Origin of the sequence: Pseudomonas sp. SWRI77 (assembly GCF_014269105.1) — a bacterium.
GTDB lineage: Bacteria > Pseudomonadota > Gammaproteobacteria > Pseudomonadales > Pseudomonadaceae > Aquipseudomonas > Aquipseudomonas capeferrum.
In genome coordinates this window covers 15,209-41,690 of record NZ_JABWRV010000006.1, presented here as the reverse complement: position 1 = coordinate 41,690, position 26,482 = coordinate 15,209, and the positions used below count along the sequence as shown (strand labels likewise).

Genomic DNA, 26,482 nt, shown 5'->3' with positions numbered 1-26,482 from the left:
AAAGGGCCGCAAAGCGGCCCCATGGATTTCGGATCAGAAAGCGGGTACTACAGCGCCCTTGTACTTCTCGTTGATGAACTGCTTCACCTCTGGCGAGTGCAGTGCAGCCGCCAGTTTCTTCATGTCATCCGAGTCTTTGTTGTCCGGGCGGGCAACCAGGATGTTCACATAAGGCGAGTCGCTGCCTTCAATGGCCAGCGCGTCCTTCGCAGGGTTCAGCTTGGCTTCCAGCGCGTAGTTGGTGTTGATCAGGGCAGCATCGACCTGGGTCAGCACGCGCGGGATGGTGGCCGCTTCCAGCTCACGGAACTTGATGTTCTTCGGGTTCTCGGCAACGTCCTTCACGGTCGACAGGATATTGCTGTTGTCCTTGAGCGTGATCACGCCGGCCTTGGCCAGCAGCAGCAAAGCACGGCCGCCGTTGGTGGCGTCGTTGGGAATGACCACGGTGGCGCCCGAAGGCAGCTCGGCGAGCTTCTTGTACTTGGACGAGTACACGCCCAGCGGCTCGATGTGCACGCCGGCAACGCTGACCAGGGCGGTGCCCTTGGCCTTGTTGAACTCATCCAGGTACGGCTGGTGCTGGAAGAAGTTGGCGTCCAGGCGCTTTTCGGCGACCTGCACGTTCGGCTGGATGTAGTCGGTGAATACCTTGACCTTCAGGTCCACGCCTTCTTTAGCCAGTTGTGGTTTGACGAACTCGAGGATCTCGGCGTGCGGCACCGGGGTGGCGGCAACGGTCAGGGTATCGGCGTGGGCCGAAAAGGCCGCGACAGCGGCAGCGACAGCAAGCAGCTTCTTCATGAATCACTCCTTGTGAGGGCCGCGACGGCCCCCGAACGGGTCGGCCAGGCCGACCCCATTGGGGTTACTTACGGGAAAAATGCACGACCAGTTTGTCGCCCACACTTTGCAGGACTTGAACCAGCACCAGCAGCAGCACCACGGTCACGACCATGACATCGGTCTGGAAGCGCTGGTAGCCGAAGCGGATGGCCAGGTCGCCCAGGCCGCCTGCGCCCACCACACCGGCCATCGCGGTGTACGAAACCAGGGTGATGGCGGTGACGGTGATGGCTGCGAAGATGCCCGGGCGGGCTTCCGGCAGCAAGGCACTGGTGATGATCTGGCGCGTCGTCGCGCCCATCGACTGGGTGGCCTCGATGATGCCGCGGTCGACCTCGCGCAGGGCGGTTTCGACCAGGCGCGCGAAGAACGGCGTGGCCCCTACCACCAGCGGCGGAATGGCCCCGGCGACGCCCAGCGAGGTGCCGGTGATCAGCACGGTGAACGGGATCATCACGATCAGCAGGATGATGAACGGCAGCGAGCGCAGGATGTTGACCACCAGCGACAGCAGCGCGTACACGCCCTTCTGTTCGAACATCTGGCGTGGGCCGCAAAGGAACAGCAGCACGCCCAGCGGCAGGCCCAGCAGCACGGTGAAGAACAACGAGCCGAACAGCATGACCATGGTGTCGACGGTGGCCAGCCAGATTTCGGCCCAGTCGACGTTGGCGAAGAAATTCAGGGCGTCCATCAACGCAGTACCTCCATATGTACGTCAGCTGCCTTGAAGCGGTCGAACGCCGCTTCCATGTCGCCGCCGGTGACGGCCAGGGTCAGCTGCCCATAGGGGACATCCTTGATGCGGTCGATACGCCCGGCCAGGATGCTGTAGTCGACGCCGGTCTCGCGGGCCACGGTGCCCAGCAGCGGTGCGTAGGTCGCCTCGCCCTGGAAGGTCAGGCGCACGATGCGCCCCGGTACGTGGGCGAAGTCGTCGCGCTGTTCGCCTTCATCGACCTGTTCGTCCTCCTGGACGAAACGCTTGGTGGTCGGGTGCTGCGGGTGCAGGAACACATCGGCCACCGAGCCCTGCTCGACGATCTGCCCGGCGTCCATGACCGCCACGCGGTCGCAGACCCGGCGGATCACGTCCATTTCGTGGGTGATCAGGACGATGGTCAGCTTCAGCTCACGGTTGATCTCGGCCAGCAGTTGCAGCACCGACGCGGTGGTCTGCGGGTCGAGGGCGCTGGTGGCCTCGTCGCACAGCAGGATCTTCGGGTTGGTGGACAGGGCACGGGCGATGCCCACGCGCTGCTTCTGGCCGCCGGACAGCTGCGCCGGGTACTTCTTGGCGTGGTCGGATAGCCCGACGCGGGCCAGCAGCTCGGTGACGCGCTTGTCGATCTCGCTGCGCGACAGCCCGCCGGCCAGGGTCAGCGGCAGGGCGACGTTGTCGGCCACGGTCTTGGATGCCAGCAGGTTGAAGTGCTGGAAAATCATCCCGACCTGCTGGCGGAAGCCGCGCAGTTGGTTGGCGTTGAACGCAGTGACGTCCTCGCCATCGACGATGATCGTGCCGCCCGAGGGCTCTTCGAGGCGGTTGATCAGGCGCAGCATAGTGCTTTTGCCGGCGCCGGAATGGCCGATCAGGCCGAACACCTGGCCGTCTTCGATGGTCAGGCTGGTCGGGTTGAGGGCGGGGATTTCCCTACCGGCGACGCGGTAGGTCTTATGGACATGTTGGAACTCGATCACGTAGCGAACCTTGTGGGGCGCATGGAATTTTGGGTCAGCGGTTAGCTGGGGTCGCGCATTTTAGCCTTTTCCCATAGCTGTTCTTAGCATTTATTTCGTCATGCACCAACCCAGCGGGCATAACGCGACAACCGGTAAAGCTTATTGAACGTAGCCAATCGGGCTCCAGTCACTACTAGAACAAGCCCACACGGGCAAGCCTGAAGACTGATGAGGAAAGCTGACCATGCCCAGCAAGAAAACGGACGCGCCCAAAGAGAGCCAGGCCGCCGGTACCCAGACGCCCGACAAGGCCAATACCAATGCCAAACTGCAGAGCCTCGAGGCTGTGCGCAGCGATGCGACGGGCCAGGCTTTGCGGACCAACCAAGGCGTGCGCATCGCCGACAACCAGAACACGCTCAAGGCCGGTGACCGCGGGCCTTCGCTGCTCGAAGACTTCATCATGCGCGAGAAGATCACCCACTTCGACCATGAGCGCATCCCGGAGCGGATCGTCCACGCACGCGGCACCGGTGCCCATGGCTACTTCCAGAGCTACGGCAACCATGCTGCCCTGACCAAGGCCGGTTTCCTGCAGGACCCAGAGAAGATCACCCCGGTATTCGTGCGTTTTTCAACCGTGCAGGGCCCACGCGGCTCGGGCGACACCGTGCGAGATGTACGTGGCTTCGCGGTGAAGTTCTACACCGATGAGGGCAATTTCGACTTGGTTGGCAACAACATGCCGGTGTTCTTCATCCAGGACGCGATCAAGTTCCCCGACTTCGTGCATGCGGTCAAACCCGAGCCACACAACGAGATGCCTACGGGCGGCTCGGCCCACGATACGTTCTGGGACTTCGTTTCGCTGGTGCCAGAGTCTGCGCACATGGTCATGTGGGCCATGTCCGACCGCGCCATCCCCCGCAGCCTGCGGATGATGGAAGGCTTTGGCATCCACACCTTCCGCCTGATCAATGCCGAAGGGGTGGCCAGCTTCGTCAAGTTCCATTGGAAACCACGCCAAGGGGTGCACTCGGTATTGTGGGATGAGGCGCAGAAACTGGCGGGTAAGGACACCGACTTCCACCGCCGCGACCTGAGCGAAGCGATTGAGATGGGTGACTACCCAGAGTGGGAGTTGGGCGTGCAGATCGTGCCCGAAGCCGACGAGCATAAGTTCGAATTCGACCTGCTCGACCCCACCAAGATCATCCCCGAAGAACTGGTGCCGGTCACGCCGCTGGGCAAGATGGTGCTCAACCGCAACCCCGACAACTTCTTTGCCGAAGTGGAGCAGGTTGCCTTCTGCCCTGGGCATATCGTGCCTGGCATCGACTTCTCCAACGATCCCCTGCTGCAGGGGCGGTTGTTCTCCTATACCGACACCCAGCTGAGCCGCCTGGGCGGGCCTAACTTCCATGAAATCCCGATCAACCGCCCGGTTGCGCCGAACCATAACAACCAACGTGACGCGCTGCACCGGCAGACTATCCACAAGGGCCGCGCCTCGTACGAGCCGAACTCGATCGATGGCGGGTGGCCGAAAGAAACCCCTGCCGCAGCCCAGGATGGCGGCTTCGAGAGCTACCAGGAGCGTATCGATGCGGTGAAGATACGCCAACGAAGCGAGTCGTTCGGTGATCACTTCTCGCAGGCGCGGTTGTTCTTCCAGAGCATGAGCCCGAATGAGCAGCAGCACATCATCAAGGCCTACAGCTTCGAGCTGGGCAAGGTTGAGCGTGAGCATATCCGGGTGCGTGAGGTAAATGAGATTCTGGCCAACATCGACCTGAAACTGGCTGCGGCCGTGGCGGCCAACCTCGGCCTGCCTGCGCCCAAGGCCGGCACGGTTCAGGTCAAAGGCAGCAAGCTGGCGAAATCGCCCGCCTTGAGCCAGATGAACCACCCCGGCGATGTAGGCATCAAGGGCCGCAAGATTGCCGTGCTGGTGGCTGACGGCGTGGACGGTGCCAGCGTCGATCAACAGGTCAAGGCGTTGGAAGCGCACAGTGCTCGCATCATGGTGCTCGGGCCTACGTCGGCGCCGGTTAAAACCGCCCAAGGCAAGCCACTGCCGGTGGATGCGTCGATGGAGGGCATGCCATCGATCATGTTCGACGGCATTGTGGTGCCGGCTGGCAAGGCGTCGTTGGATGCGTTGGGTGCCAGTGGGCTGGCCAAGCACTTCCTGCTAGAGGGTTACAAGCATCTGAAGGCGATGGCGCTGGCCAAGGAAGGCAAGGGGTTGCTGGACAGCTTGGGGCTCAAGGAAGACAAGGGCCTGCTGCTGGGGGATGACCAGAAGACCGTGGATGCCTTTGTGAAAGCGGTTGAAGGGCATCGGGTGTGGGAGCGGGAGGCGGCTGCTGAAGCAGTACCAGCCTGACAGGGCCGCTTCGCGGGGCAATCCGACTTGCCCCGCGAAGCATTCAGCGCTGGTGCGGGACCAGTACCACCTGCGCCGGCAATTTGCGCTGGATTTCATGCTTCTGCTTCAGCGCAAAGCTGCTGTCGAGCTTGTGAACGCGCTTTTCCAGCAGGGTCTTCAGCCAAGGCGCGTCCTCGGTGCGTGGTACCTGAAACACCACCTCGCACTGGTAATTGACCACGTCCTTGGCAATTTCATCGAGCTGACGGCGCATGGCAGCCATGTCCGTAGTCTTCAGCGCGATCACCGTGCTTGGCGCAGTCGGGTCGATGACCCGCGCCTGGGGCTTGGCCTCGGCAGCTTTCAACGCCGCCTCGGCTTTCTCCAGCTCGGCTTTGCGCGCCTGGCTGACGGCATCACCACCCGTTACTGCCGGGGCTTGCGGCATCAGGGCGCGGGCGCGGGCCAGGGCGGTGGCCGCAGCGTTGACATCGCCCTTCTGCAGGACGATCTGGCTACGCTGCAGATACGCCTCGGCCAACTGCCGCTGGTATTGCTCCAGGCGCGGGTCTACCGGCGACTGTGCCTGCAATGCAGCCAGTTGGTCTTCGGCGGTGGCCAGCTCATTGCTGGCAATGTTTTGTTGCAACTGCTGCCAGGCATCGGCTTGAGCAGGTGCATCGGCTTGTTCGACCGGTGCGCTGGAACAGGCAGCCAGGAACAGGGAAAACGCGGCAACAAGCAGATAACGGGAGGCGAACGGCTTCATTCCTGCGACTCTCTATTTGCGCAAAAAGCGAGCAAGTCTACACCCAGGTGCGCACGCTCGAAAACAAGTCTTACAGACCCTTTACCCGTGAAAAGGTTGCAGGGCGCGCCTTCGGGCGCCCTGGCTTTCAGCGTTTCGGCAAGGCCAGGCTCAGCAAGAATAGCACTGCCGCGCAGACCACGATCGAAGGGCCGGCTGGGGTGTCCTTGAACCAGGACATGGCCAGGCCGCCACAAACCGCGGTCACCCCCAGCAGGCTGGCACCCAGGGCCATCTGTTCGGGCGAGCGGGCGTGGCGCTGCGCCGCAGCGGCCGGGATGATCAGCAACGAGGTGATCAGCAGCACGCCGACGATCTTCATCGCCACGGCAATCACCACCGCAATCAACAGCATCAATGCCAGGCGCAGGCCCGCCACGGGCAAGCCCTCGACCATGGCCAGTTCCTCGTGCACGGTCACCGCCAGCAAGGGCCGCCACAGTGCGGCGAGCAACAGCAGCACCATTGCGCTGCCACCGAGGATCCAGGCAAGGTCGGTGGTGCTGATGGCCAGCAGGTCGCCGAACAGATAGGCCATCAGGTCGATGCGCACGTCGTGCATGAAGCTCAGCACCACCAGGCCCAGGGAAAGCGTGCTGGGGGCAAGGATGCCGAGCAGGGTGTCGGAGGCCAGCGGTTGGCGTTGCTGCAAAGTCACCAGCAGGATCGCCAGCAGCAGGCAGCCCACGGTCACTGCCAGGGCTGGGCTGACGTCCAGCGCGAAACCCAGGGCGACGCCGAGCAAGGCGGCGTGGGACAGGGTGTCGCCAAAATAGGCCATGCGCCGCCACACCACGAAAGACCCTAGTGGGCCGGCCACCAGCGCCAGGGACAGACCGGCAAGCAGGGCGTAGAGAAGAAAATCAGCCATGCTTGCAGTGCTCTCCGTGAACATGGGTGCCAGGGGCGACCACCGAGCCATGCAGGTCGTGGCTGTGGTCGTGATGGTGGTGATAGATGGCCAGGCTTTTCGCGTTCTGGCCGAACAGCTCGACGAAGGCCGGGTCGCCGCTGACTTGCTCCGGGTGGCCGGAACAGCACACGTGGCGGTTGAGGCAGACCACCTGGTCGGTGGTGCTCATGACCAGGTGCAGGTCGTGGGAGACCATCAGCACGCCGCAGCCGTGGCGGTCGCGCAGGCGGGTGATGAGGTTGTACAGCTCGGTCTGGCCGACCACATCGACGCCTTGTACCGGTTCGTCGAGCACCAGCAGTTGCGGCTCGCGCAGCAGGGCCCGGGCCAGCAGCACGCGCTGCATTTCGCCGCCGGAAACGGTCTGGATCGGGTTGTCGATAACGTGCTCGGCGCCCACTTCCTGTAACGCCGACAGCGCCGCTGCCCGGTCGACGCCCGGTACCAGGCGCAAGAAGCGCAGCACCGACAGCGGCAGCGTGGCGTCGACCTGGATTTTTTGCGGCATGTAGCCGATGCGCAGGCGCGGTTTACGCCATACCTTGCCCCGGTGCGGCTTGAGCAGCCCCAGCACGGCGCGTACCAGGGTAGTCTTGCCTGCCCCGTTGGGGCCGATCAGGGTGACGATCTGGCCCGGCGCCACCGACAAGTCGATGCTGTCGAGCACCGCTTCGCCGGCGAAGGTCACACCGACCTGCTCCAGGCGGATCAGCGCGTCGCTCATGCCGCGCTCCGGCAGCTGCCGCACAGGCCTACCACTTCCACGGTCTGGGTTTCGACGCTGAAGCCGACGCCCTTGGCGCTGTTGATGATGGCGTCGCTGATGCTGGCCTGCTCCAGCTCGATGGCCACATGGCAGGCGCGGCAGATCAGGAACTGGCCCTGGTGCACGTGCTCGGGGTGGCTGCAGCCAATGAACGCATTGAGTGAGGCGATGCGGTGCACCAGGCCGTTGTCGAGTAGGAAGTCCAGAGCGCGGTACACGGTTGGCGGTGCGGCGCGGCGGCCGTCCTGCTCGCTGAGCACGGCAAGAATGTCGTAGGCGCCCAGCGGTTTGTGGCTTTGCCATACCAGCTCCAGCACACGGCGGCGCAGCGCAGTCAGGCGCAACCCTTGGCGGGTGCACAAGGCATCGGCTTCGGCCAGTGCGCTGTGTACGCAATGGGAGTGATCGTGGGGGCGGTTGGCCAGCGGCGTGATGGACATGGGCAGCGACGGTTCTGGATGGAGACGTTATTATGTTACCTGTTTCTGGCGAGCCGAGTATTCACCGTGTCCCGATTCCTAGCCCTTTTTGTCGCTTTCATCGCATTTTCAGCCCAGGCCGACGTGCGTGTGCTGACCAGCATCAAACCGCTGCAGCAGATCGCCGCCGCCGTTCAGGACGGGGTCGGCAGCCCGGATGTGCTGCTGCCGCCTGGCGCCTCGCCGCACCATTACGCCCTGCGCCCCTCCGACGTACGGCGCGTCGCGGACGCCGACCTGCTGTACTGGATCGGCCCGGACATGGAGAGCTTCCTGCCCAGGGTGCTCAAAGGCCGAGACAAGGCCACCATCGCGGTTCAGTCGCTGACCGGCATGCAGCTGCGCCATTTTGGCGAAGACAGCCACTCGCATGAAGAAACCGACCAGGACGACCATGATCACGACCACCGCCCCGGTAGCCTGGATGCGCATCTGTGGTTGTCGTCGGTCAATGCCCGGGTGATCGCGGCGAAGATGGCGGCGGACCTGGTCGAGGTCGACCCGGCCAATGCCACGCGCTATCAGAGCAACCTGAAGGCATTCGTCGAGCGCCTGGATGCTCTGGATGGGCGCATCAAGGCACGTGTGGCCGGCATCGCCGACAAGCCGTACTTCGTGTTCCACGAAGCCTTCGACTACTTCGAGGCCGCCTATGGCCTGAAGCACGCCGGGGTATTCAGCGTGGCTTCGGAGGTGCAGCCGGGCGCCCAGCATGTGGCGGCCATGCGCAAACGCCTGCAGGAAGTGGGCAAGACCTGTGTGTTCAGCGAACCGCCGCTGCGCCCGCGCTTGGCCGAGACGTTGACCGCCGGGCTGCCGGTGCGCCTGGCCGAGCTGGATGCCCTGGGCGGCACCGACCCGGTGGACGGCAAGGGCTATGAGCGCTTGCTGGAGAAGCTGGGGGGTGATCTGGCCGGGTGCCTGGAGCAGTTGTAAACCTGTAGCGGCTTCTTCGCGGGCTTGCCCCGCGAAGAAGCCGGCGAGGTTCTAGAGCGCGAACGGCAGGTGCAACGCCACTTGCTGGCGCTGCGCCAGGCGCACCTCGAACTCGCTCGGGTCATGGATCATCACATCCATCCCGGCAAACGACTCCGCCGCGATCAGGCGCGACAGCCAGAAGCGCACGCAGCCGACCCGCAACATTTCCGGCCACAATTCGGCCTCGGCTGCGGTGAACGGCCGCAGCGCCGCATAGGCCGCCAGCAGCGCCTGGGCCCGTGGCACATCGAGCGCGCCCTGCTCATCGATGCACCAGTCGTTCACGGTGATGGCGATGTCATACAGCATCGGGCCCGAGCAGGCGTTGTAGAAGTCGATCACCCCGCTCAGGTGGGTACCTTCGAACATCACGTTGTCGCGGAACAGGTCGGCGTGCAGGTTGGCCCGTGGCAAGGCCAGGATCTGCGCCTTGTGCGCGTTGATTTCGTCCAGCGCAGGCTGCAGCAGCGCAACCTGTTCGGCCGTGAGGCGCGGCATCAGCTCGGCTCCCGAGGCCAGCATCCAGTCCAGGCCGCGGTCGGTCTTGCGCTCGATGACGTGGTGACGGGTAGCCAGGTGAATGTGCGCGAGCAATTCGCCTACCTGCGCGCAGTGCTGGTTGTTCGGCACCTTGATGTGCTTGCCCGACAAGCGCGGCTGCAGCAGTGCAGGCTTGCCGCACAGTTCGCGCAGGCCATTGCCGTCGCGGTCACGCAGGGCGTAGGGCACCGGCATGTCGGCGGCGTGCAGCACGTCGAGCAGCTCGATGAAGAACGGCATGTCTTCGCTCGGGCCACGTTCGATCAGCGTCAGGACGAACTCACCCTGTTCCAGGCTGACGAAGAAGTTGCTGTTTTCGGTGCCGGCGGCGATGCCCTGGAAATCGAGCAGACGGCCCAGCTGGTACGGCGCCAGAAAGGTTTCCAGCTCAGGCCGGGTCACAGGGGTGAAGACTGACATGATGAAAAAATGCCCATACGGGCACTTCCGCCGGGAAGTGCCGGGTTGATGTGAACGATACGCGTCAGCTTACCACTCGAAGATCTTCCAGGACGGAATCAGCATGTCCGGCTGGTCGGAACGAATGAAATTGGCATCAGTGCCATCGGCGCGTACCAGAAAATAAGGCTTGCCGTTTTTCGGCGTGATCTTGATCGCATACAGGAAGCCGTTCTGGCGGTATTCCTGGATGGTTTTATCGCCTTCCGTGCGAATGGTCACCTCGGGATCGGCCGAGGGGGCGTCGTCCGCCGCCAGGGTGACGACTGGCATGGTTGCCAACAGACCGAGCAGTAACAGGCGATTGAGTGTACGCATGATAACCTTGTCCCTTTGTCGTCATTGATCCGGCTATTCTAGCTCCGGACCCGCCGAAAAGGTTGATTCTGCTCATGAGCCAAGCGCCCCTCGTCCTGGTGGACGGTTCCTCCTACCTCTACCGCGCTTTCCACGCATTGCCGCCTCTGACCACCTCCAAGGGCATGCCTACCGGCGCGGTGAAGGGTGTGCTGAACATGCTCAAGAGCCTGCGCAAGCAATACCCCGACAGCCTGTTTGCGGTGGTGTTCGACGCCAAGGGCGGTACCTTCCGCGATGCCATGTTCGCCGAGTACAAGGCCAACCGCCCGAGCATGCCTGACGACCTGCGGGTGCAGATCGAACCGTTGCATGCCAGCGTCAAGGCCTTGGGCTACCCGCTGCTGTGCGTCGAGGGCGTGGAGGCCGACGATGTCATCGGCACCTTGGCGCGCAGCAGTGCGGCGCAGGGCCGGTCGGTGATCATTTCGACCGGCGACAAGGACATGGCGCAGTTGGTGGACGGGCATGTCACCCTGGTCAACACCATGACCGGTAGCGTGATGGATGTTGCCGGGGTGCACGAAAAGTTTGGTGTCGGCCCTGAGCACATCATCGATTTCCTCGCCCTGATGGGCGACAAGGTCGACAACATCCCCGGCGTGCCGGGCGTGGGCGAGAAGACCGCTGCCGGCCTGCTGACAGGTATTGGTGGCGGCCTGCGCGAGGTCTACGACAACCTCGACAAGGTGCCGACCCTGAGCATCCGCGGCGCCAAGACCCTGCCGGCCAAGCTTGAAGAGCACCGTGAGGCGGCGTTCCTGTCCTATGAGCTGGCCACCATCAAGCTCGACGTGCCGCTGGATATCGAAGTCGAGGCGCTGGTCTGCGGCGAGCCAGACCGTGATGCACTGCTGGCCTTGTACACCGAGATGGAATTCAAGAGCTGGGTCGCCGACGTTCAGCGCGAAGCCGCCAGGGCCGGGGCGACCGTGACCGTGCCGGAGGACGCGCCGGCGGCCAAGGTCGAACCCAAGTACGAGACGGTGCTCGACCAGGCCCGCTTCGATGCCTGGCTGGCCAAGCTGCGCCAGGCCCCGCTGTTCGCGTTCGACACCGAAACCACCGGCCTCGATGCCCAGCAGGCGCAGCTGGTCGGCCTGTCGTTCGCGGTCGAGCCGCATGAGGCGGCGTATGTACCGCTGACCCACGACTACGAAGGCGCCCCGGTCCAGCTGGACCGCGAGGCCGTGCTGCTGGCGCTCAAACCCCTGCTGGAAGACCCGGCCAAAGCCAAGGTCGGGCAGAACGCCAAGTACGATATCAACATCCTGGCCAACGGCGCCCCGGCCATCCAGATGCGCGGCGTGGCCTACGACACCATGCTCGAGTCCTATGTGCTGGACTCCACGGCCACCCGTCACGACATGGACAGCCTGGCGCAGAAGTACCTCGACCACACCACCATCACCTTCGAGCAGATTGCCGGCAAGGGCGCGAAACAGCTGACCTTCAACCAGATCCCGCTGGACAAGGCCGGCCCATATGCTGCCGAAGATGCCGACATCACCCTGCGCCTGCACCAGGCACTGCAGCTGCGCCTGGCCAAGACCCCAAGCGTGCAACCGGTGCTGATGGACATCGAGATGCCGCTGGTGCCGGTGCTGGCGAAGATCGAGCGCCAAGGCGCGTTGGTGGATGCCGAACTGCTCCACGTGCAAAGCGGCGAACTGGGCGTGAAAATGGCTGAACTGGAGCGCCAGGCCTATGAACTGGCTGGCGAGACGTTCAACCTTGGCTCGCCCAAGCAGCTGGGGGCGATCCTCTACGACAAGCTGGGCATGCCGGTGCTGAGCAAGACTGCCAAGGGCCAGCCGTCCACCGCCGAGGCGGTACTCGACGAGCTGGCCGAGCAAGGCTACCCGCTGCCCGAGGTACTGATGCAGTACCGCAGCCTGAGCAAGCTCAAGAGCACCTACACCGACAAGCTGCCGGGGCAGATCAACCCGCGCACCGGGCGCATTCACACCTCTTACCAGCAGGCAGTGGCCGCCACCGGGCGCCTGTCGTCCAGCGACCCGAACCTGCAGAACATCCCGATCCGCACCGCCGAAGGTCGGCGTATCCGTCAGGCCTTCGTGGCCAGCCCCGGTTACAAGCTGCTGGCGGCGGACTATTCGCAGATCGAACTGCGCATCATGGCCCACCTGGCCAAGGACGAAGGTTTGCTGCATGCCTTCCGCAACAACCTCGACGTGCACCGCGCCACTGCTGCCGAAGTGTTCGGTGTGGCGCTGGAAAATGTCACCACCGACCAGCGCCGCAGCGCCAAGGCCATCAACTTCGGCCTGATCTACGGCATGAGTGCCTTTGGCCTGGCCAAGCAGATTGGCGTCGACCGCAAGCAATCCCAGGACTACATCGACCGTTACTTCGCCCGTTACCCAGGCGTGCTGGCTTACATGGAGCGCACCCGCGCCCAGGCGGCCGAGCAAGGCTTCGTCGAAACCCTGTTCGGCCGCCGGCTGTACTTGCCGGATATCAACGCCAAGAACCCGGCCCTGCGCAAAGGCGCCGAGCGGACGGCGATCAACGCCCCGATGCAGGGTACTGCGGCCGATATCATCAAGCGGGCGATGGTCAACGTGGACAACTGGCTGACCGAGAGCGGCCTGGATGCCCGGGTGATCCTGCAGGTGCACGATGAACTGGTGCTGGAGGTGCGTGAGGAGTTGGTCGAGCAGGTGAAAGATGAAATCCGCCTGCACATGAGCCGTGCCGCGCAGCTGGATGTGCCGTTGTTGGTCGAAGCAGGAATTGGCGCGAATTGGGACGAAGCTCACTGATTGAGCCTGCAAAGCTGTGTAGGATCTGCGACGTAGTGACGCGGATCCTGGCATAGCTAGATGCCATTAGTGCTGGGTTTCATGAAACTATCGCAAATAGTTTTCAAGGCCTCGGAACTAAACCGGTGAAGCGGAACTCAGAGTAACTGAATGGCTGGTGAAGCCCTTCGATGCTCCTATGTTGTGTTAAGTGTTGGCAGATATCTGGACCCCGCCCTAGCGGTCCGGACTTGGACCCCGAACTTCCCCCTCCCCATACGAAGTCCGGGGTTTTTTTTGCCTGGGATTTGACCACCCTACGATCCCTGGAGCGGCCTTTCGGCAAGGCTCCAGGATCAGTGATCAGCCTTTATTCCGCAGGCTTGTCTTCCAGTTCCATCCAGCCCGCCAGCACGCGGTAGGCCTCTTCGAGCCCCAGGCGCTTGGGCGCCGAGAACAACTGGATGGTCACCGCGTCGCCCCACCCCTTGCGGATCTCGGACTGCACCTTGAGCAAGGTGTTCTTGCCCGCGCCGTGGGTCAGCTTGTCGGCCTTGGTCAGTAGAATGTGCATCGGCATGCCGCTGGCCTTGGCCCAGTCGAGCATCATCTTGTCGAAGTCGGTCATCGGATGGCGCACGTCCATCATCAAGATCACCCCGCGCAGACACTCGCGGCTGCCCAGGTAAGCTTCCAGGTGGCGCTGCCAGTGCTGCTTGAGCGGAATCGGTACTTTTGCATAACCGTAGCCCGGCAGGTCGACCAAACGCCGTTCATCGTCCAGACTGAAGAAATTCAACAGCTGGGTGCGCCCCGGGGTTTTCGAGGTACGCGCCAGGCTGGCATGAGTCAGGGTATTGAGGGCGCTGGATTTGCCGGCGTTGGAACGGCCGGCGAAAGCCACCTCGTAACCCTGGTCGTCCGGGCATTGTTCGACCTTGGCAGCGCTGAGGGCGAATGTGGCTTTCTGGCAGAGGCCGAGGATGGGGTTCTTGACTTGCATGGGATATCCGATGTGGGTGTTGCCTGACTCTGAAGGCTCGAGCCTGGCAAGCGGTGTCGTTTCCGTTTGGATGGCGGAAGTATATAATGCCCCAGTTTTTGTGTGCTCATTCTCCCAGCGAAGGAGAGCGAGCATGGGGTGTCGAACAATAGCTCGCGCATCAGAACGCAGCGCGGCCCCCAACCCTGAAGGTCGTTCCGCATGGCGAAATGGCTGCTTGCTGTCGGTATGTTCCTGCCGTTTTTCAGCGCACAGGCTACACAGGATCCCGAGGTGTTGTACAACCGCACGTGTGCGGCCTGTCACGCCGGGCAGTTGCCACAGGCCCCCCAGCGGGGTGACCGGGCAGCGTGGGAGCCAAGGCTGGCGCAAGGTGTGGATGTACTCGTGAGGCATGTGACCCAGGGTTTCAAGGCTATGCCGCCGCGTGGATTGTGCATGGACTGCAGTGCCGAGGACTACCGTTTGGTCATCCTTTGGATGAGCGGCAGTCCCGATACATAACATTTCACCCTTAGCCGTGTTGGATTAGCTGATGAACAAACTAGTCGTGAGTCTGCTGTTGACCATGGGTGTCGCAGGTGCGGCCACTGCTGCGCAACCTATCAAAGGCGATGCCGCCGCCGGCCAGGCCAAGACGGCCGTCTGTGGTGCCTGCCACAACCCCGACGGCAATAGCCTGGCACCGAACTTCCCGAAACTGGCAGGCCAGGGCCAGCGCTACCTCGAAAAACAACTGCACGATATCAAGTCCGGCAAGCGCACCGTGCTGGAGATGACCGGCATGCTGGCCGCCTTCAGTGACCAGGACTTGGCCGATATCGCCGCGTACTTTGCCAGCCAGAAGGGCAGCGTCGGGGCGGCCGACCCCAAGCTGGTCGAACGTGGCCGTGCCCTGTTCAACGGCGGCGACCTGGAAAAAGGCCTGCCTGCCTGTACCGGCTGCCACTCGCCCAACGGCGCAGGTATCGCCTTGGCCGGCTTCCCGCACCTGAGCGGGCAGCACGCGCAGTACGTGACCAAGCAGCTGACCGAGTTCCGTGAAGGCGTGCGTACCAACGATGGCGACGCCACGACCATGCGCACCATCGCGGGCAAGCTGAGCAACCACGATATCGAAGCGTTGGCCAGCTACATCCAGGGCCTGCACTGAGGTGGTTGTCGATTTCTTCGCGGCTGAACCCGCGAAGAAATTGGCGCATTAACATTCGGTTAATGTTGTAAGCCAAAGATGAAAGGGCGGCCGGACCGCCCTTTTTTGCGTCCGCAGCCGTTACACTACAGAACTCGGGCCTGGCCCGACCTGTCTCAGGTACAGGTCGCGTCGAGGCGACCCATGAATGCTCAGGAGTAAAGCATGCGTAAACTGATTCTCAGCGCTGCGTTGGTCGCCGCCAGCGTATTCGGTATGACCGCCGTTCAGGCCGCCGAGCCTGTTGCCGGCAAGGAATATATCGAGCTGAGCAACCCTGTTCCGGTTTCCGTGCCCGGCAAGATCGAAGTGGTCGAGCTGTTCTGGTACGGCTGCCCTCACTGCTACCACTTCGAGCCGACCATCAACCCGTGGGCCGAAAAGCTGCCAGCAGACGTCAATTTCAAGCGCGTACCCGCCATGTTCGGTGGCCCGTGGGACGCGCACGGCCAGATGTTCCTGACCCTCGAAGCCATGGGCGTCGAGCACAAGGTTCACGCGGCAGTGTTCGATGCCATCCAGAACCAGAACAAACGCCTGACCGACCCAGAGGACATGGCCGACTTCCTCGCCACTCAAGGCGTGGACAAGGACAAGTTCCTCGCCACCTTCAACTCCTTCGCCATCAAAGGCCAGGTCAACCAGGCCAAGGAACTGGCGAAGAAGTACGAAATCACCGGCGTACCGAGCTTGGTCGTCAACGGCAAGTACCGCTTCGACCTGGGCACTGCAGGCGGGCCTGAAGGCGTGCTTAAAGTGGCCGACCAGCTGATCGACAAGGAGCGCGCCGCTAAGTAAGCGGCGTACCCATGCCCCGCTTCAGAACCACGCGTGGCATTGGCCTGCACCAGCCGCAGGTCAACGAGCATCACCTGCAGGCTCCCGGCCTGCCAGAGGATGGTCGCCTGCGGCTGCTCAGTTTCAACATTCAGGTCGGCATCAGCACCGAACGCTACCGGCACTACCTGACCCGCAGCTGGCAGCACCTGCTGCCGCATACCGGGCGTGCCGGCAACCTGCAGAAGATCGGCCAACTGCTCGGTGACTTCGACCTGGTGGCCCTGCAAGAAGCCGATGGTGGCAGCCTGCGCTCAGGCTACATCAACCAGGTCGAACACCTGGCTCACCTGGGTGCCTTCCCCTATTGGTACCAGCAGCTCAATCGCAACCTTGGGCGTTTTGCCCAGCACAGCAACGGCGTGCTCAGCCGCCTCAAGCCGCAACACCTTGAAGACCACCCTTTGCCCGGCCCGTCCGGTCGCGGTGCAATCCTGGTGCGTTTCGGCGAAGGTGAAGATGCGCTGATCGTGGTGATGATGCACCTGGCACTCGGCGCCAAGACCCGTGCCCTGCAGCTCAGCTATATTCGCGAGCTGATCGGCGGCTACCGCCATCAGGTGTTGATGGGTGACATGAACACCCATGCCACCGACCTGCTGGAGCGTTCGCCCCTGCGCGATCTGGGCCTGGTTGCCCCTCAGGTCGAGGCCACCTTCCCCAGCTGGCGACCGCAGCGTTGCCTGGACCATATCCTGCTCAGCCCAACCCTTACGCTTGAGCGTGTCGAGGTGTTGGCGCAGCCAATTTCCGATCACCTTCCCGTTGCCGTCGAGATTCGATTGCCTGATGCATTGACTGTGGATACGCTGCCGGTTTTGAGCTAATTGCCATCACCGTTTGCGGACCTGGGCATGACTGACGACGCTGAGCGCTGGAAAGAGAAATACCTTAAGAGCATCGAGCAGCAAGAGAAGCTTGAGCGCCGTTGGGACGCACGTCTCGACCTGCTGCGTCGCGGGCTCGTGCGCAGCACCCTGGCCGCCGAAGGTAGCGACAAGGTGGTGGACGCGTGCATGAAGGAAATGCGCGAGGTCATCCGCAGCGACAATATGGACGCGGGCCTTGCCGGGCTGATCCCGCGCCTGGAAAAGGCCGTGCTGGACTCCGAGCAGCGCCGTGAAACCCGCATGAACCAGGTCAGTGATGCGCTGACATCGCTGGTGAGCCAGCTGCAAGGCCTGCCGTTGCCGAGCGACATCTCGCGGCCGCTGAAAAAGCTGGCGAAGAAGCTTGATGTTGGGGTCGCCCAGTCACGTGAACTGCCCCCGCTGCTGGGCGAGCTGAGTGGCCTGCAAGGCCGCGCACTCTCTGCCTTGGGCAAGCCCGAGGAAGAGCGGCCGGGCTTTTTGCAGCGTTTGTTTGGCGGGCGTGAGAACGAGCAACCCGGCGAAGCTGACGCCGACGCCGAGGCTACGCTGGTAGCAGCGCCTGCGGGCGTGATGGCAGACGCAGTGCCGCAGCCGGCAGCAGCCCCCGTACAGCGCACAGCCGAGGACCCGCAGCCCGACGATGTGGACGCCCTGCTGCCGTTGCCAGCCCCGCTGACTGAGGCACAGGCGCCCGAGGGCCCGGCGCTGATCGAAACCACAGACACGCCGGCCACGCCACAACCTGAGTCCTTGCCGGACGAGGCGCCCGAGCTGGCTACTACCCTCATCTCTCCCGCGGCTGAGGCAGAACCTGCGCAGGCGCTCGAAGACACCTTCGGCGAAGACGGCCCCTATGCCCTGCCCTATGCGGTAGAGCCGCCCTACAGCCAAGTGGCCGCACACATCGAACAGACCCTGATCGGTCTGCTCGACGACCTCAGCCTGCCCGAACGGCACAAGGCCCAGGCCCAGGAAATGCGCGGGCGGGTGGCGCGTGGGCTGAATTGGTATGAGCTGATCCCGGTGCTGGATGACCTAGCGGTGCTGATGTTGGCGATAACCGATAGCGGCCAGCACGAATTCGAGACCTACCTGCAACAGATCAACGAGCGCCTGGAAAGCTTCCAGAGTCACCTGCACGAAGCCAGTGCCGGGCATGCCGACAACAGCAGCGCCGCCCAGGCGCTCGATACCCAGCTGCGCAAGCAGGTCGATGGGCTGCAGAGCAGTGTGCAAGGTGCCGCCGATGTGGACAGCCTCAAGCACATCCTGGAAAACCGCCTCGAAGGCCTGTTGGTAACCATGGACGAACACAAGCACGAGCGTGATCGTCGCGAGCAGGAGCTCGCCGGGCGCCTGCAAGGCCTGTCCGAGCGGGTGGCGAACATGGAACACGAGGCGCTCGGTTATCGCGAGCACCTCGAAGAGCAGCGGCAAAAGGCGTTGCTGGACCCGCTGACCGGCCTGCCCAATCGCGCGGCCTGGAGCGAGCACCTGGAACGCGAGATGCTCGACTGGCATGAAAGTGGCGGCCATCTGGCCATGGCGATCCTCGACCTGGACCACTTCAAGCGCATCAACGACAACTATGGGCACCTGGCGGGGGACAAGGTGTTGAAGATCGTCGCCGACCAGCTGCGCAAACGCCTGCGAGGGCGCGATTTCATCGCGCGCTACGGCGGTGAGGAGTTCGTGCTGCTGTTCCCGCAGACCTCGCCAGCGGCCGCCGCCCAGATGGCCGAGGTACTGCGTGCGACCATCGAAGCGTGCCCGTTCCACTTCAAGGGTGAACGCGTGGTGATCACCGCCTCTATCGGGCTGGGCGCGTTTCGCTCGGGCGAGCGCGGCGACCAGGTGCTCAAGCGCGCCGACACCGCGTTGTACCGAGCCAAGGATTTGGGGCGAAATCGAGTGGAGCAGGGGTAAATATGTACCGCGTTGCGGGCTGAGAAGTGTTCGAGACTGGCTTGCCGTGATGCTGAATCACCAGCAGCGGTCGATTGAACTACTTACTCAGGAGTCGAAAATGACCAGATGGACACTGCCACTGATAGTGAGCCTGACATTCCATGTCAGTGCCATGGCCGCAGATGATCACTGGACGGCGCATATCAGCGCCGAGGGTGAAGTACTGCGATCTTGGCCGAAATGGATCGAAAAAGTAGAAAAGACACCGCAATCCAATTACTTCACGCAGTACAAGATGCACCTCAACAAGCACATCGTTCAGCAGGACCCCAGGTTTTGTTCTGTTTCGCCGATTGATGGGAGCACGCAGACCCGCTTGTTGCATGGCCACGCCAAAGTTGTTGGTATGCCGAGTGTTGACGGGGGCGTTACCATTAACACCCAGCTGATAGACGTCAACGGCGCCAGTGGAGACAATTCGCTGGCGTTCATGCTGATGTGCATGCGTTGAGGCTGCTTGAGCCGCGCCGTCTGAAAGGGGCTCGTTATACTGTGGCTAACTTATCTATTCACGTTGACGTGCCCTTTCGATGAAGACCCTTTTAGCAACGCTTTTACTGATGATATTGACCGGCTGCTCGACGGGCCTGCGCATCGACCGCAGCCACCCTTCGGTCAACCAGGACAACCGTATCCAGTTCGTCGTCCTGCACTACACCAATGCCTCGCTTGAGCGCTCATTGGCGCTGTTGACCCACGGCGAGGTCAGCAGCCATTACCTGATTGGCGACGGCCCGGCCACGGTCTATCAGCTGGTGGATGAAAGCCGCCGTGCCTGGCATGCCGGTGACAGCCAGTGGCAGGGGCGCACTTGGTTGAACTCCACTTCTATTGGCATCGAAATCGTCAACCCAGGGTTCACCGACACTCCCAATGGCCGGGTCTGGTACCCCTACAGCGAAGCCCAGGTGCAGTCCTTGATCGCACTGCTCAAGGACATCGTCACGCGCAACAAGATCGACCCCCGGCACATCGTTGGCCATAGCGATATCGCACCTTTGCGCAAGCTCGACCCGGGCCCGTTGTTCCCGTGGAAGCGTTTGGCTGATGCCGGCATCGGTATCTGGCCCGAGGCTAACGCCGTCGCCCGTCAACAAGCCTTCTTCAGCGTCAACCCGCCAAGCGTGGGCTGGTATCAGCAGGAACTGGCGCGGTTCGGCTACGCCATCGCGCAAACCGGTGAGCTGGACGTTGCCACGCGGCATGTGATCGCCGCGTTCCAGATGCGTTTCCGGCCACAACGCTTCGATGGCATGCCCGACGCGCAAACGGCCGCCATGCTGCAGGTGCTCAACCGCATGCGTTGAGCTGAGGCGCCCAACGGCGAGGGCGATTCCTGATCCAGTTGCTATACCTTAGTAATCAACTGGATGCCCTTGATGTCAGCCCTCATCTCCACGCTGCGCCAAATTTTCTACCGTCCCTGGATGCTGGCCTCACTGGCGGCGCTGGCCAGCGCCGCGCTGTTGCTGACCGCCAGCATCGGCATTGCCCTGCAGCAGATGAAGCAAAGCGAGAGCGCACAGATGAATGCCCGGGGAGAGCGCTTTCTCGAACGCCTCGAACAGGTGTTCGGTCAGTTGCGTGAAGGGGTGGATATCTTGCAGGCGCAGCCCTTGCGAGGTTGCAGCCCGCAGATGCTGGCGGCGTTGCAGCAAGTTGGCCTGAGCTCGCGCTTCATTTATGAGGCGGCCTACGTGGATGCCAATGTCGCCTGCTCCAACCGGGGTGATGAGCGGGCGTTCGAACCCCTGCGGGCGCCTGACATCAAGGGCCCGACCTACAGCTATTGGCTCAATACCACTACCGAACCCAACGAAAACCTGGCGGCCTTGATGCTAGGGCGTGGCAATTTCGTGGTGTCCACCTCGCGCGGGCACCTGACCGATGTGGTCCACCTGCCGCCCGGCGGCAGCCTGGTGGTTGTGCTGGACAACGGTACGCGGGCAATCCCGGTACTGGGCCCACCGCAGGTCTGGCCCCCGCCCTCGGCCTGGACGGCCAGCCACAAGTCGCTGCTGGAGCTGAGCGACCGCCTCATCTACCGCATGCCAACCAAATCACCGGACTATCAACTGGTGCTGATCGCGCCGCGTGCCAGCCTGCCCTTGCGCATGAACGGCATGCTCTGGCTGTTGTTCCCCGGCAGCGTGCTGGCCGCCTGTTGCATCGGCTGGCTGGTGCTGCAGTTGATTCTGCAGCGCCGGTCGATGAGCTCGGAGTTGCAGAACGCGCTGCGCCGAGGCGAGCTGCAGGTGCTGTACCAACCGATCATCGAGCTCGACACCCGGCGCTGTGTCGGCGCCGAAGCCCTGGTGCGCTGGCGCCGCCCTGACGGTACCCTGACCAGCCCGGACCTGTTCATACCCCTGGCCGAAAATACCGGGCAAATCCGCCAGATCACCGATTTTGTCCTGCAACGTGTGCTCGAACAGCTTGGCCAGTTGCTGCGTTCGCACCGCAACCTGTACATCTCGGTGAACCTTGCAGCGTGCGACGTGATGGTCCCTCGTATAGGCCGGGTCGCGGCGCGGTTGCTGGCCCAGCACCGGGTCTCGGCCAGCCAGATCGCTTTCGAGGTCACCGAGCGCGGCCTGATCGACGTGGTGGTAGCCCGTGACAACCTGCAGGCCCTGCGTGCGTTGGGCCATCAGGTGTTGATCGACGATTTCGGCACGGGTTATTGCAGCCTGGCCTATCTGCAGACCTTGCCCGTCGACTGCCTGAAGATCGACAAGGCCTTCATTGATGCCTTGGGGCATGACGCCGCCAGCAGTGGCGTGGCCCCGCACATCATCCGCATGGCGCATGACCTGCACCTGCGAGTGATTGCCGAAGGCATCGAATGCGAAGACCAGGCGGTGCTGCTCTACAGCGAAGGGGTCAACTATGGGCAGGGCTGGTTGTTCGCCCGCCCGTTGAATGCCCGCCAGTTTGCCGAACTGGTCACCCGCGGCCGGCGCGAGGGGGCTGGACGGCGGGCCGACGATGAGTCCTGAGGCCCGCCCCGCTGGCTACACCGGCAAGGCCATGTAGAACTGGGTGCCCTGCCCCGGGCGGGAAAACACGCCCATTCGGCCGCCGTGCAGTTGCACGATCTCCTTGCACAACGCCAGGCCCAGCCCTGCACCGCCCTTCTTGCGCCCCACCTGCACAAAGGGCTCGAAGATACGCCCCTGCTGCCCATAGGCGATGCCCTCGCCGTTGTCCTCGACGCTGATGATCACACGCTCGGCATGGCGCCTTGCGTGCAGGCGTATGCGGCCACCACTGGGGGTATGGCGCACGGCGTTGTGCAGCAGGTTGTCCAGTACCCGGTCGAGCTGGGCGACATCGGCCTGGATGCGAGGCAGCGGCAGCTCCAGTTCCTTGATCAGCTCGATCTGCTTGAGTGCGGCCTGTTCGACAAAACGCAGCTGCGCGCGCTCCAGCAGCTCATCGATGGCGCAAGGGGCGAGTTCGAGTTTCTGCAAGCCGCTCTGGTAACGAGAGAAGTTCAGCAGGTCGTTGATCAGCTGGGTCAGGCGCTGCATTTCTTCGCCGATGGTTTCGAGCAGGTCGTACTCGCGCGCCTCGGGTGGAAACTTCACCCGCTCACGCAGCAGGCCGAACGCCATGTGCATGCCTGTGACCGGTGTGCGCAGTTCGTGCGAGGCGCGCAGAACGAACTCGCTGCGCACGCGCTCGAAGGCCCGCTGCTCGGTCACATCGTGCAGCACCATCACCGCGCCCAGAATCGGCCCCTGAGGGTGGCTGACCGGTGTCAGGCTGTAGGTCAGCAGACGGGTTTCTTCATCGACGTCGATGTTCAGGTCGTCTGGCGGGCGATCGAGGCTGCCACCGCGCAGCACTTGGCGCAGTTGCTGCTCCAGCTCCGGGCGCTGCAAGGCTTCGGCCAGGGTGCTGCCAAGGCGGCTGTCGTTCCAGCCCAGCTGGCGTTGGGCCACGGGGTTGAGGTGTTCCAGGCGGCCCTGCCGGTCAATGATCAGCAGGCCATCGTCGATGCTGTCGAGCACGGCCTGCAGGCGTTGCTGGCCGGCCAGCAGCTCATCGACGTTGGTGGCCTGGTGCTTGCGCAAGGCGTCGGCCATCAGCCCGAAGCGACGGGTCAGCTGGTTGAGCTCGCTGGCCTGGGTGACTGGCAGGGTGACGTCGAAGTTGCCCTTGCCGAGTTGATCGGCCGCCTTGGCCAAGGCTTCGATCGGTTGGCCGAAGCGTCGCGCGATGTTGTGCGCGGTGACAAAGCCCAATACCAGTATCGCCAAGCCCATCAGGCCGAGCACGCCGCTGATCAGCAAGGCGCGATCACGGGTACGTTCTTCACTGCGGGTGATGTGTTCCAGCGCCTGTTTGTGCGAATCGATGAGGTCGGTGCGTAGCTGGTTGAAGGCTGCCCCCAGTGGCTCGTCGCTGCCCATGCTGCGCGCAGGTGCTGGGCTGTCGCGGTAGGCCTGGAGGAAGGTCTGGTAATTGCTGCTGGCCTTACTGAAACCGGTGCGTTCACCGCCTTGTTCGAGCCCTTGGTCGAGCAGCGCCTGGAAGTTGTCCTGCAACAGCCGCAGGTTCTGCGGCGCGGTGTTCTCATCGAGTATCAGGGTCAGCTGTTCGCCGAGGTTTTGCCGCAGTTTCAGTCCCACTTCCAGCGCGTGGGTGGTGTCCCGTACCAGCTGCTGCTGCACCGTGGCCATCTGCAGCACGCTGACCAGCCCCAGCATCAGGCCCAGCAGGGCCACTGTGACCAGTGCCGAAATGCTGAGGAAAAGCCGCGTGCGCAGCTTCATCTGCCACTTCATAGGTTGTACTGCTTGCGTTTGCGATACAGGGTCGAGGCATCGATGCCCAGGGTCTTGGCGGCCTGGTCGAGGGTATCGCTGGCGGCCAGCACGGCGCCGATGTGCGCGCGCTCCAGCTCATCCAGGCTCAATGCCGCGCCCACGCGGGGCGCGTTGCCTGCCGGCTGTTCGCCCATGCCCAGGTGGCTGATCTCCACGCGTTCCTGCGGGCAGATGATGCTGGCGCGCTCCACGACGTTGCGCAGTTCACGAATGTTGCCGGGCCAGCGGTAGTTGAGCAGGGCAGCCCTGGCCTCATCGCTGAAACCACGGGCGGGCCTGGAGTATTCCTTGACGAAGCGGGCCAGGAAACGATCGGCCAGGGTCAGGATGTCTTCGCTGCGTTCGCGCAGGGGCGGCAGGTGCAAGGTGATGACGTTGAGGCGGTACAGCAGGTCTTCGCGGAAGCGGCTTTCGCGCACCATCTCTTCAAGGTTGAGGTTGGTGGCGGCGAGAATGCGCACATCGGCCCGGCGGGTGACCGGGTCGCCGACACGCTCGTACTCCTTGTCCTGGATGAAGCGCAGCAACTTTGGCTGCAAGGTCAGCGGGAAGTCGCCGATTTCATCGAGGAAGAGCGTGCCCCCGTCGGCCTGGCTGACGCGACCAAGGGTGCTCTCGCTGGCGCCGGTGAAGGCGCCGCGGGTATGGCCGAACAGCTCGCTTTCCATGAGTTCGGCATTCAGCGACGGGCAGTTGATGGTGACGCAGGCTTTGCGCGCCCGCTTGCTCCAGCCATGAATGGCACGGGCCAGTTCACCCTTGCCGGTGCCGGACTCGCCGAGGATGAGGATGTTGGCGTCGGTGGTGGCCACCTGACGCGCGGTTTCCAGCACCGCCATCATGGCCGGGCTGTGCGAGTCGAGGCCGTCCTTGGGCTTGCGCACCTCGCCTTCAAGGGCTTCGAGGCGCGCCGACAGTTGGCGCACTTCCAGCTGCTTGGCGGTCGCCAGGCGCAGTTGATCGGGGCTGCAGGGTTTGACCAGATAGTCGGCGGCACCGGCCTGGATGGCATCCACCGCCGTGTCGATCGCCGAATGCGCGGTCACGATCACCACTCGCATCCACGGGGCTTGGATACGCATCTGGGCCAGCACGTCGAGGCCGTTGTCCTCGCCCAGGCGCAGGTCGAGGAAGCACAGGTCGAACACCTGGCGTTGCAGCAGGGTTTCGGCCTGCGCGGCGCTGTTGGCGGTGGCCACGCTATAGCCTTCGTCTTCGAGGCAGTAGCGGAAGGTGCGCAGGATCGCGGACTCGTCATCCACCAGCAGAATGCGGCCTTGCTTGTCCTGGGCTGATTCCATTTCCTGCGCTCCTTAGGATAGATCTTCAATTAGTGTGGGAAAAATCGGGCAAGTTGCATGGTCAATTCTGAAGGATTCTGTCCTTTGCATGCTAGCCAATGGCCAAACAATGCCCTTGAGCCGCGATATCTCGATGATTTGCTTAGAGGTGCGCGATGGCACATTGGTTGCGACTATTTTCTGTTTTTGCCAACAAAGGAGGCATAGCCATGCCCTTTTTCCCACGACTGGCCGTGTTGGCGGCCACTTTGCTGCCGGTCTTGACCCCGGCATTCGCTGACCCTGTGCAGGACGCCCGCCAGGAGGGCTCACTGCAAACCGCCCTGTCGCTCAACCGCATGCTCAACCCCTTTCGTATCGAGGTGGTGGTGGATGGCAAGCAGGCGCGGCTATCGGGTGAGGTCGAAAACGCTGTCGAGCGCCAGTTGGCCGAGCATGTCGCCTTGGCCACCCGCGGCATCGAACAGGTCGACAACCAGTTGCAGGTCAATGCTCAGCTGGTGGAACGCCCGCTCGAGCTGCGGGCCTATGCCCAGCGGCTGGAGGACGCAACGTTGGCGGCGGTGATACGTGCACGGCTGCTGTGGAGCCGCACCACCGAGAAGGCGCCTATAGAAGTGCAAAGCAGCGAAGGCGTAGTGACGCTGCGCGGCAGGGTCGACAGCGCAGAGGCCAAGGAGTTGGCCGGCGTAGTGGCGCGCACCACCGACGGTGTGCACCTGGTCAACAACCTGGTCAGCCTGGACACCGCCGCCATGGCCAAGGCACGCGACAACCCGGTAGGCGCGCCGACCGGGCCGCAACCTAGCGACAGCTGGATCGTCGACAAGATCCAGAACAGCTTCCGTTTCAGCCGCAACCTCGATGGCCTGAACCTCAAGGTCGCCAGTGAGGAGGGCCTGGTGCGGCTGTCGGGCGAAGTGGTCAGCAGCGAGCAGAAAACCATTGCTGTCGAGATTGCCCGGCAGATCATTGGCGTGCGCGGTGTGGACGCCGATCTGCTCAAGGTGGCGACCAAGGTCGAGGGCTGATCGTGCAATTCGCACGACGCCCCAGGGGCCATCGTGCAGGATACGTCCTTCGGTGCAATGTGTGATTGGTTTAAGTGTTTGATTTAAAAGGATTTTTTATTGATACAAAGGCTGGCATGCAGGCTGCAATTACCTGTTCAGGTTTGAACAACAATTACAGCAGGAGGAGCCGGCATGAACCGCCAATCCGTCAACCGCTCGCAGAACGTCGCACTGCCTTTGCGCCAGTTCCTGTTACTGGGGATGGCGCTGCTGCTGACCTTGGCCGCTGGCCTCTTCTACTACAGCTGGCAGACCGCGCGTCTGGCGGAGCAAGTGGCGGCACAGACCGCACTTCTGACGCAGATTCAGGCAACCCGTGCCACCAGCCTCGTGAAGGCGGCCGACCCGCTGCCATCGAGCAATGCCACCGCTTCACCGGCCACCTTGGAAAACGTCGTACCACAGGATCGCTGGGTGTTCTGAGCCTGTGCTGTAC

General features: G+C 63.0%; 25 protein-coding genes. 13 read left to right on the top strand and 12 right to left on the bottom strand.

Going from position 1 to position 26,482, the window contains the following annotated elements:
* Window positions 1-33: 33 nt before the first annotated feature.
* The 3 genes from HU766_RS08235 to HU766_RS08225 all read right to left on the bottom strand — a co-directional run bounded on the left by HU766_RS08235 (window position 34) and on the right by HU766_RS08225 (window position 2,547).
* Complete coding sequence (locus HU766_RS08235) at window positions 34-804, bottom strand: MetQ/NlpA family ABC transporter substrate-binding protein (RefSeq protein ID WP_033702519.1); 771 nt, start codon at window positions 802-804, stop codon at window positions 34-36.
* Window positions 805-868: 64 nt separating this feature from the next.
* On the bottom strand, window positions 869-1,540 hold the full coding sequence (locus HU766_RS08230) for a methionine ABC transporter permease (protein ID WP_033702520.1): 672 nt from the start codon (window positions 1,538-1,540) through the stop codon (window positions 869-871).
* Window positions 1,540-2,547: a methionine ABC transporter ATP-binding protein gene (locus HU766_RS08225; protein ID WP_033702521.1), complete on the bottom strand. Its 1,008-nt coding sequence runs from the start codon at window positions 2,545-2,547 to the stop codon at window positions 1,540-1,542. Before HU766_RS08225 ends, HU766_RS08230 begins: the two co-directional genes overlap by 1 nt.
* A 226-nt stretch (window positions 2,548-2,773) precedes the next feature.
* Here HU766_RS08225 and katE point away from each other — a divergent pair, with 226 nt between their 5' ends.
* A complete protein-coding gene (gene katE, locus HU766_RS08220) occupies window positions 2,774-4,918 on the top strand; it encodes a catalase HPII (RefSeq protein WP_186655355.1) in 2,145 nt (714 codons plus the stop codon).
* Window positions 4,919-4,961: 43 nt separating this feature from the next.
* On the opposite strand, the gene HU766_RS08215 is transcribed toward katE, so the two are convergent.
* The 4 genes from HU766_RS08215 to zur form a co-directional block, all read right to left on the bottom strand.
* Window positions 4,962-5,669 carry a PA5502 family lipoprotein gene (locus tag HU766_RS08215; RefSeq protein WP_033702523.1) on the bottom strand — a complete coding sequence of 236 codons (708 nt, stop codon included), beginning with the start codon at window positions 5,667-5,669 and terminating at the stop codon, window positions 4,962-4,964.
* Between the two features lie 127 nt (window positions 5,670-5,796).
* Window positions 5,797-6,579, bottom strand: coding sequence for a zinc ABC transporter permease subunit ZnuB (gene znuB, locus HU766_RS08210; protein ID WP_186655352.1), 783 nt, complete (start codon window positions 6,577-6,579; stop codon window positions 5,797-5,799).
* Window positions 6,572-7,345, bottom strand: coding sequence for a zinc ABC transporter ATP-binding protein ZnuC (gene znuC / locus HU766_RS08205; RefSeq protein WP_033702525.1), 774 nt, complete (start codon window positions 7,343-7,345; stop codon window positions 6,572-6,574). Before znuC ends, znuB begins: the two co-directional genes overlap by 8 nt.
* On the bottom strand, window positions 7,342-7,827 hold the full coding sequence (gene zur / locus HU766_RS08200) for a zinc uptake transcriptional repressor Zur (protein WP_033702526.1): 486 nt from the start codon (window positions 7,825-7,827) through the stop codon (window positions 7,342-7,344). The genes znuC and zur overlap by 4 nt, the downstream gene beginning before the upstream one ends.
* Window positions 7,828-7,845: 18 nt before the next feature.
* Here zur and HU766_RS08195 point away from each other — a divergent pair, with 18 nt between their 5' ends.
* Window positions 7,846-8,802, top strand: coding sequence for a zinc ABC transporter substrate-binding protein (locus tag HU766_RS08195; RefSeq protein ID WP_186655350.1), 957 nt, complete (start codon window positions 7,846-7,848; stop codon window positions 8,800-8,802).
* 51 nt (window positions 8,803-8,853) lie between these two features.
* Here the strand turns inward: HU766_RS08195 and HU766_RS08190 are convergent, their stop codons facing one another.
* Both HU766_RS08190 and HU766_RS08185 read right to left on the bottom strand, forming a co-directional pair.
* Window positions 8,854-9,804: a homoserine kinase gene (locus HU766_RS08190; RefSeq protein ID WP_033702527.1), complete on the bottom strand. Its 951-nt coding sequence runs from the start codon at window positions 9,802-9,804 to the stop codon at window positions 8,854-8,856.
* 69 nt (window positions 9,805-9,873) lie between these two features.
* Window positions 9,874-10,161 carry a DUF2782 domain-containing protein gene (locus tag HU766_RS08185; protein ID WP_010951520.1) on the bottom strand — a complete coding sequence of 96 codons (288 nt, stop codon included), beginning with the start codon at window positions 10,159-10,161 and terminating at the stop codon, window positions 9,874-9,876.
* 74 nt (window positions 10,162-10,235) lie between these two features.
* Here HU766_RS08185 and polA point away from each other — a divergent pair, with 74 nt between their 5' ends.
* Complete coding sequence (gene polA / locus HU766_RS08180) at window positions 10,236-12,986, top strand: DNA polymerase I (protein ID WP_186655334.1); 2,751 nt, start codon at window positions 10,236-10,238, stop codon at window positions 12,984-12,986.
* Window positions 12,987-13,335: 349 nt separating this feature from the next.
* Here polA and yihA read toward each other — a convergent pair whose 3' ends face one another.
* Entirely contained in the window at window positions 13,336-13,968 is a 633-nt protein-coding gene (gene yihA / locus HU766_RS08175; protein WP_033702529.1) for a ribosome biogenesis GTP-binding protein YihA/YsxC, read from the bottom strand.
* Window positions 13,969-14,169: 201 nt separating this feature from the next.
* Here yihA and HU766_RS08170 point away from each other — a divergent pair, with 201 nt between their 5' ends.
* The 8 genes from HU766_RS08170 to HU766_RS08135 all read left to right on the top strand — a co-directional run bounded on the left by HU766_RS08170 (window position 14,170) and on the right by HU766_RS08135 (window position 21,836).
* Window positions 14,170-14,472 carry a c-type cytochrome gene (locus tag HU766_RS08170; protein WP_186655332.1) on the top strand — a complete coding sequence of 101 codons (303 nt, stop codon included), beginning with the start codon at window positions 14,170-14,172 and terminating at the stop codon, window positions 14,470-14,472.
* A 31-nt stretch (window positions 14,473-14,503) separates the two neighbouring features.
* The gene (locus HU766_RS08165) at window positions 14,504-15,121 is read left to right on the top strand and encodes a c-type cytochrome (protein WP_033702531.1); all 618 of its coding nucleotides are present in this window, start codon (window positions 14,504-14,506) and stop codon (window positions 15,119-15,121) included.
* Between the two features lie 204 nt (window positions 15,122-15,325).
* Window positions 15,326-15,958, top strand: a complete 633-nt coding sequence (gene dsbA / locus HU766_RS08160) for a thiol:disulfide interchange protein DsbA (RefSeq protein ID WP_186655330.1) — start codon at window positions 15,326-15,328, stop codon at window positions 15,956-15,958.
* Window positions 15,959-15,969: 11 nt separating this feature from the next.
* Entirely contained in the window at window positions 15,970-16,824 is an 855-nt protein-coding gene (locus tag HU766_RS08155) for an endonuclease/exonuclease/phosphatase family protein (RefSeq protein WP_033702533.1), read from the top strand.
* Between the two features lie 27 nt (window positions 16,825-16,851).
* Window positions 16,852-18,795 (top strand): GGDEF domain-containing protein, encoded by a 1,944-nt coding sequence (locus HU766_RS08150; RefSeq protein ID WP_186655328.1) that lies wholly within the window; start codon window positions 16,852-16,854, stop codon window positions 18,793-18,795.
* 100 nt (window positions 18,796-18,895) lie between these two features.
* A complete protein-coding gene (locus tag HU766_RS08145) occupies window positions 18,896-19,288 on the top strand; it encodes a hypothetical protein (protein ID WP_033702535.1) in 393 nt (130 codons plus the stop codon).
* Window positions 19,289-19,367: 79 nt separating this feature from the next.
* Window positions 19,368-20,144, top strand: a complete 777-nt coding sequence (locus tag HU766_RS08140) for an N-acetylmuramoyl-L-alanine amidase (protein ID WP_186655315.1) — start codon at window positions 19,368-19,370, stop codon at window positions 20,142-20,144.
* 72 nt (window positions 20,145-20,216) lie between these two features.
* Window positions 20,217-21,836, top strand: a complete 1,620-nt coding sequence (locus tag HU766_RS08135; RefSeq protein WP_186655312.1) for an EAL domain-containing protein — start codon at window positions 20,217-20,219, stop codon at window positions 21,834-21,836.
* A gap of 15 nt (window positions 21,837-21,851) precedes the next feature.
* Here the strand turns inward: HU766_RS08135 and HU766_RS08130 are convergent, their stop codons facing one another.
* A complete protein-coding gene (locus HU766_RS08130) occupies window positions 21,852-23,630 on the bottom strand; it encodes a KinB sensor domain-containing domain (RefSeq protein ID WP_186655310.1) in 1,779 nt (592 codons plus the stop codon).
* Window positions 23,627-24,973, bottom strand: coding sequence for a sigma-54-dependent response regulator transcription factor AlgB (gene algB, locus HU766_RS08125; RefSeq protein ID WP_186655300.1), 1,347 nt, complete (start codon window positions 24,971-24,973; stop codon window positions 23,627-23,629). Before algB ends, HU766_RS08130 begins: the two co-directional genes overlap by 4 nt.
* Before the next feature lie 209 nt (window positions 24,974-25,182).
* On the opposite strand from algB, the gene HU766_RS08120 reads away from it, so the two are divergent.
* Window positions 25,183-26,004, top strand: coding sequence for a BON domain-containing protein (locus HU766_RS08120; RefSeq protein ID WP_186655298.1), 822 nt, complete (start codon window positions 25,183-25,185; stop codon window positions 26,002-26,004).
* Between the two features lie 174 nt (window positions 26,005-26,178).
* Window positions 26,179-26,469 carry a hypothetical protein gene (locus HU766_RS08115; protein ID WP_033702541.1) on the top strand — a complete coding sequence of 97 codons (291 nt, stop codon included), beginning with the start codon at window positions 26,179-26,181 and terminating at the stop codon, window positions 26,467-26,469.
* Window positions 26,470-26,482: the final 13 nt, after the last annotated feature.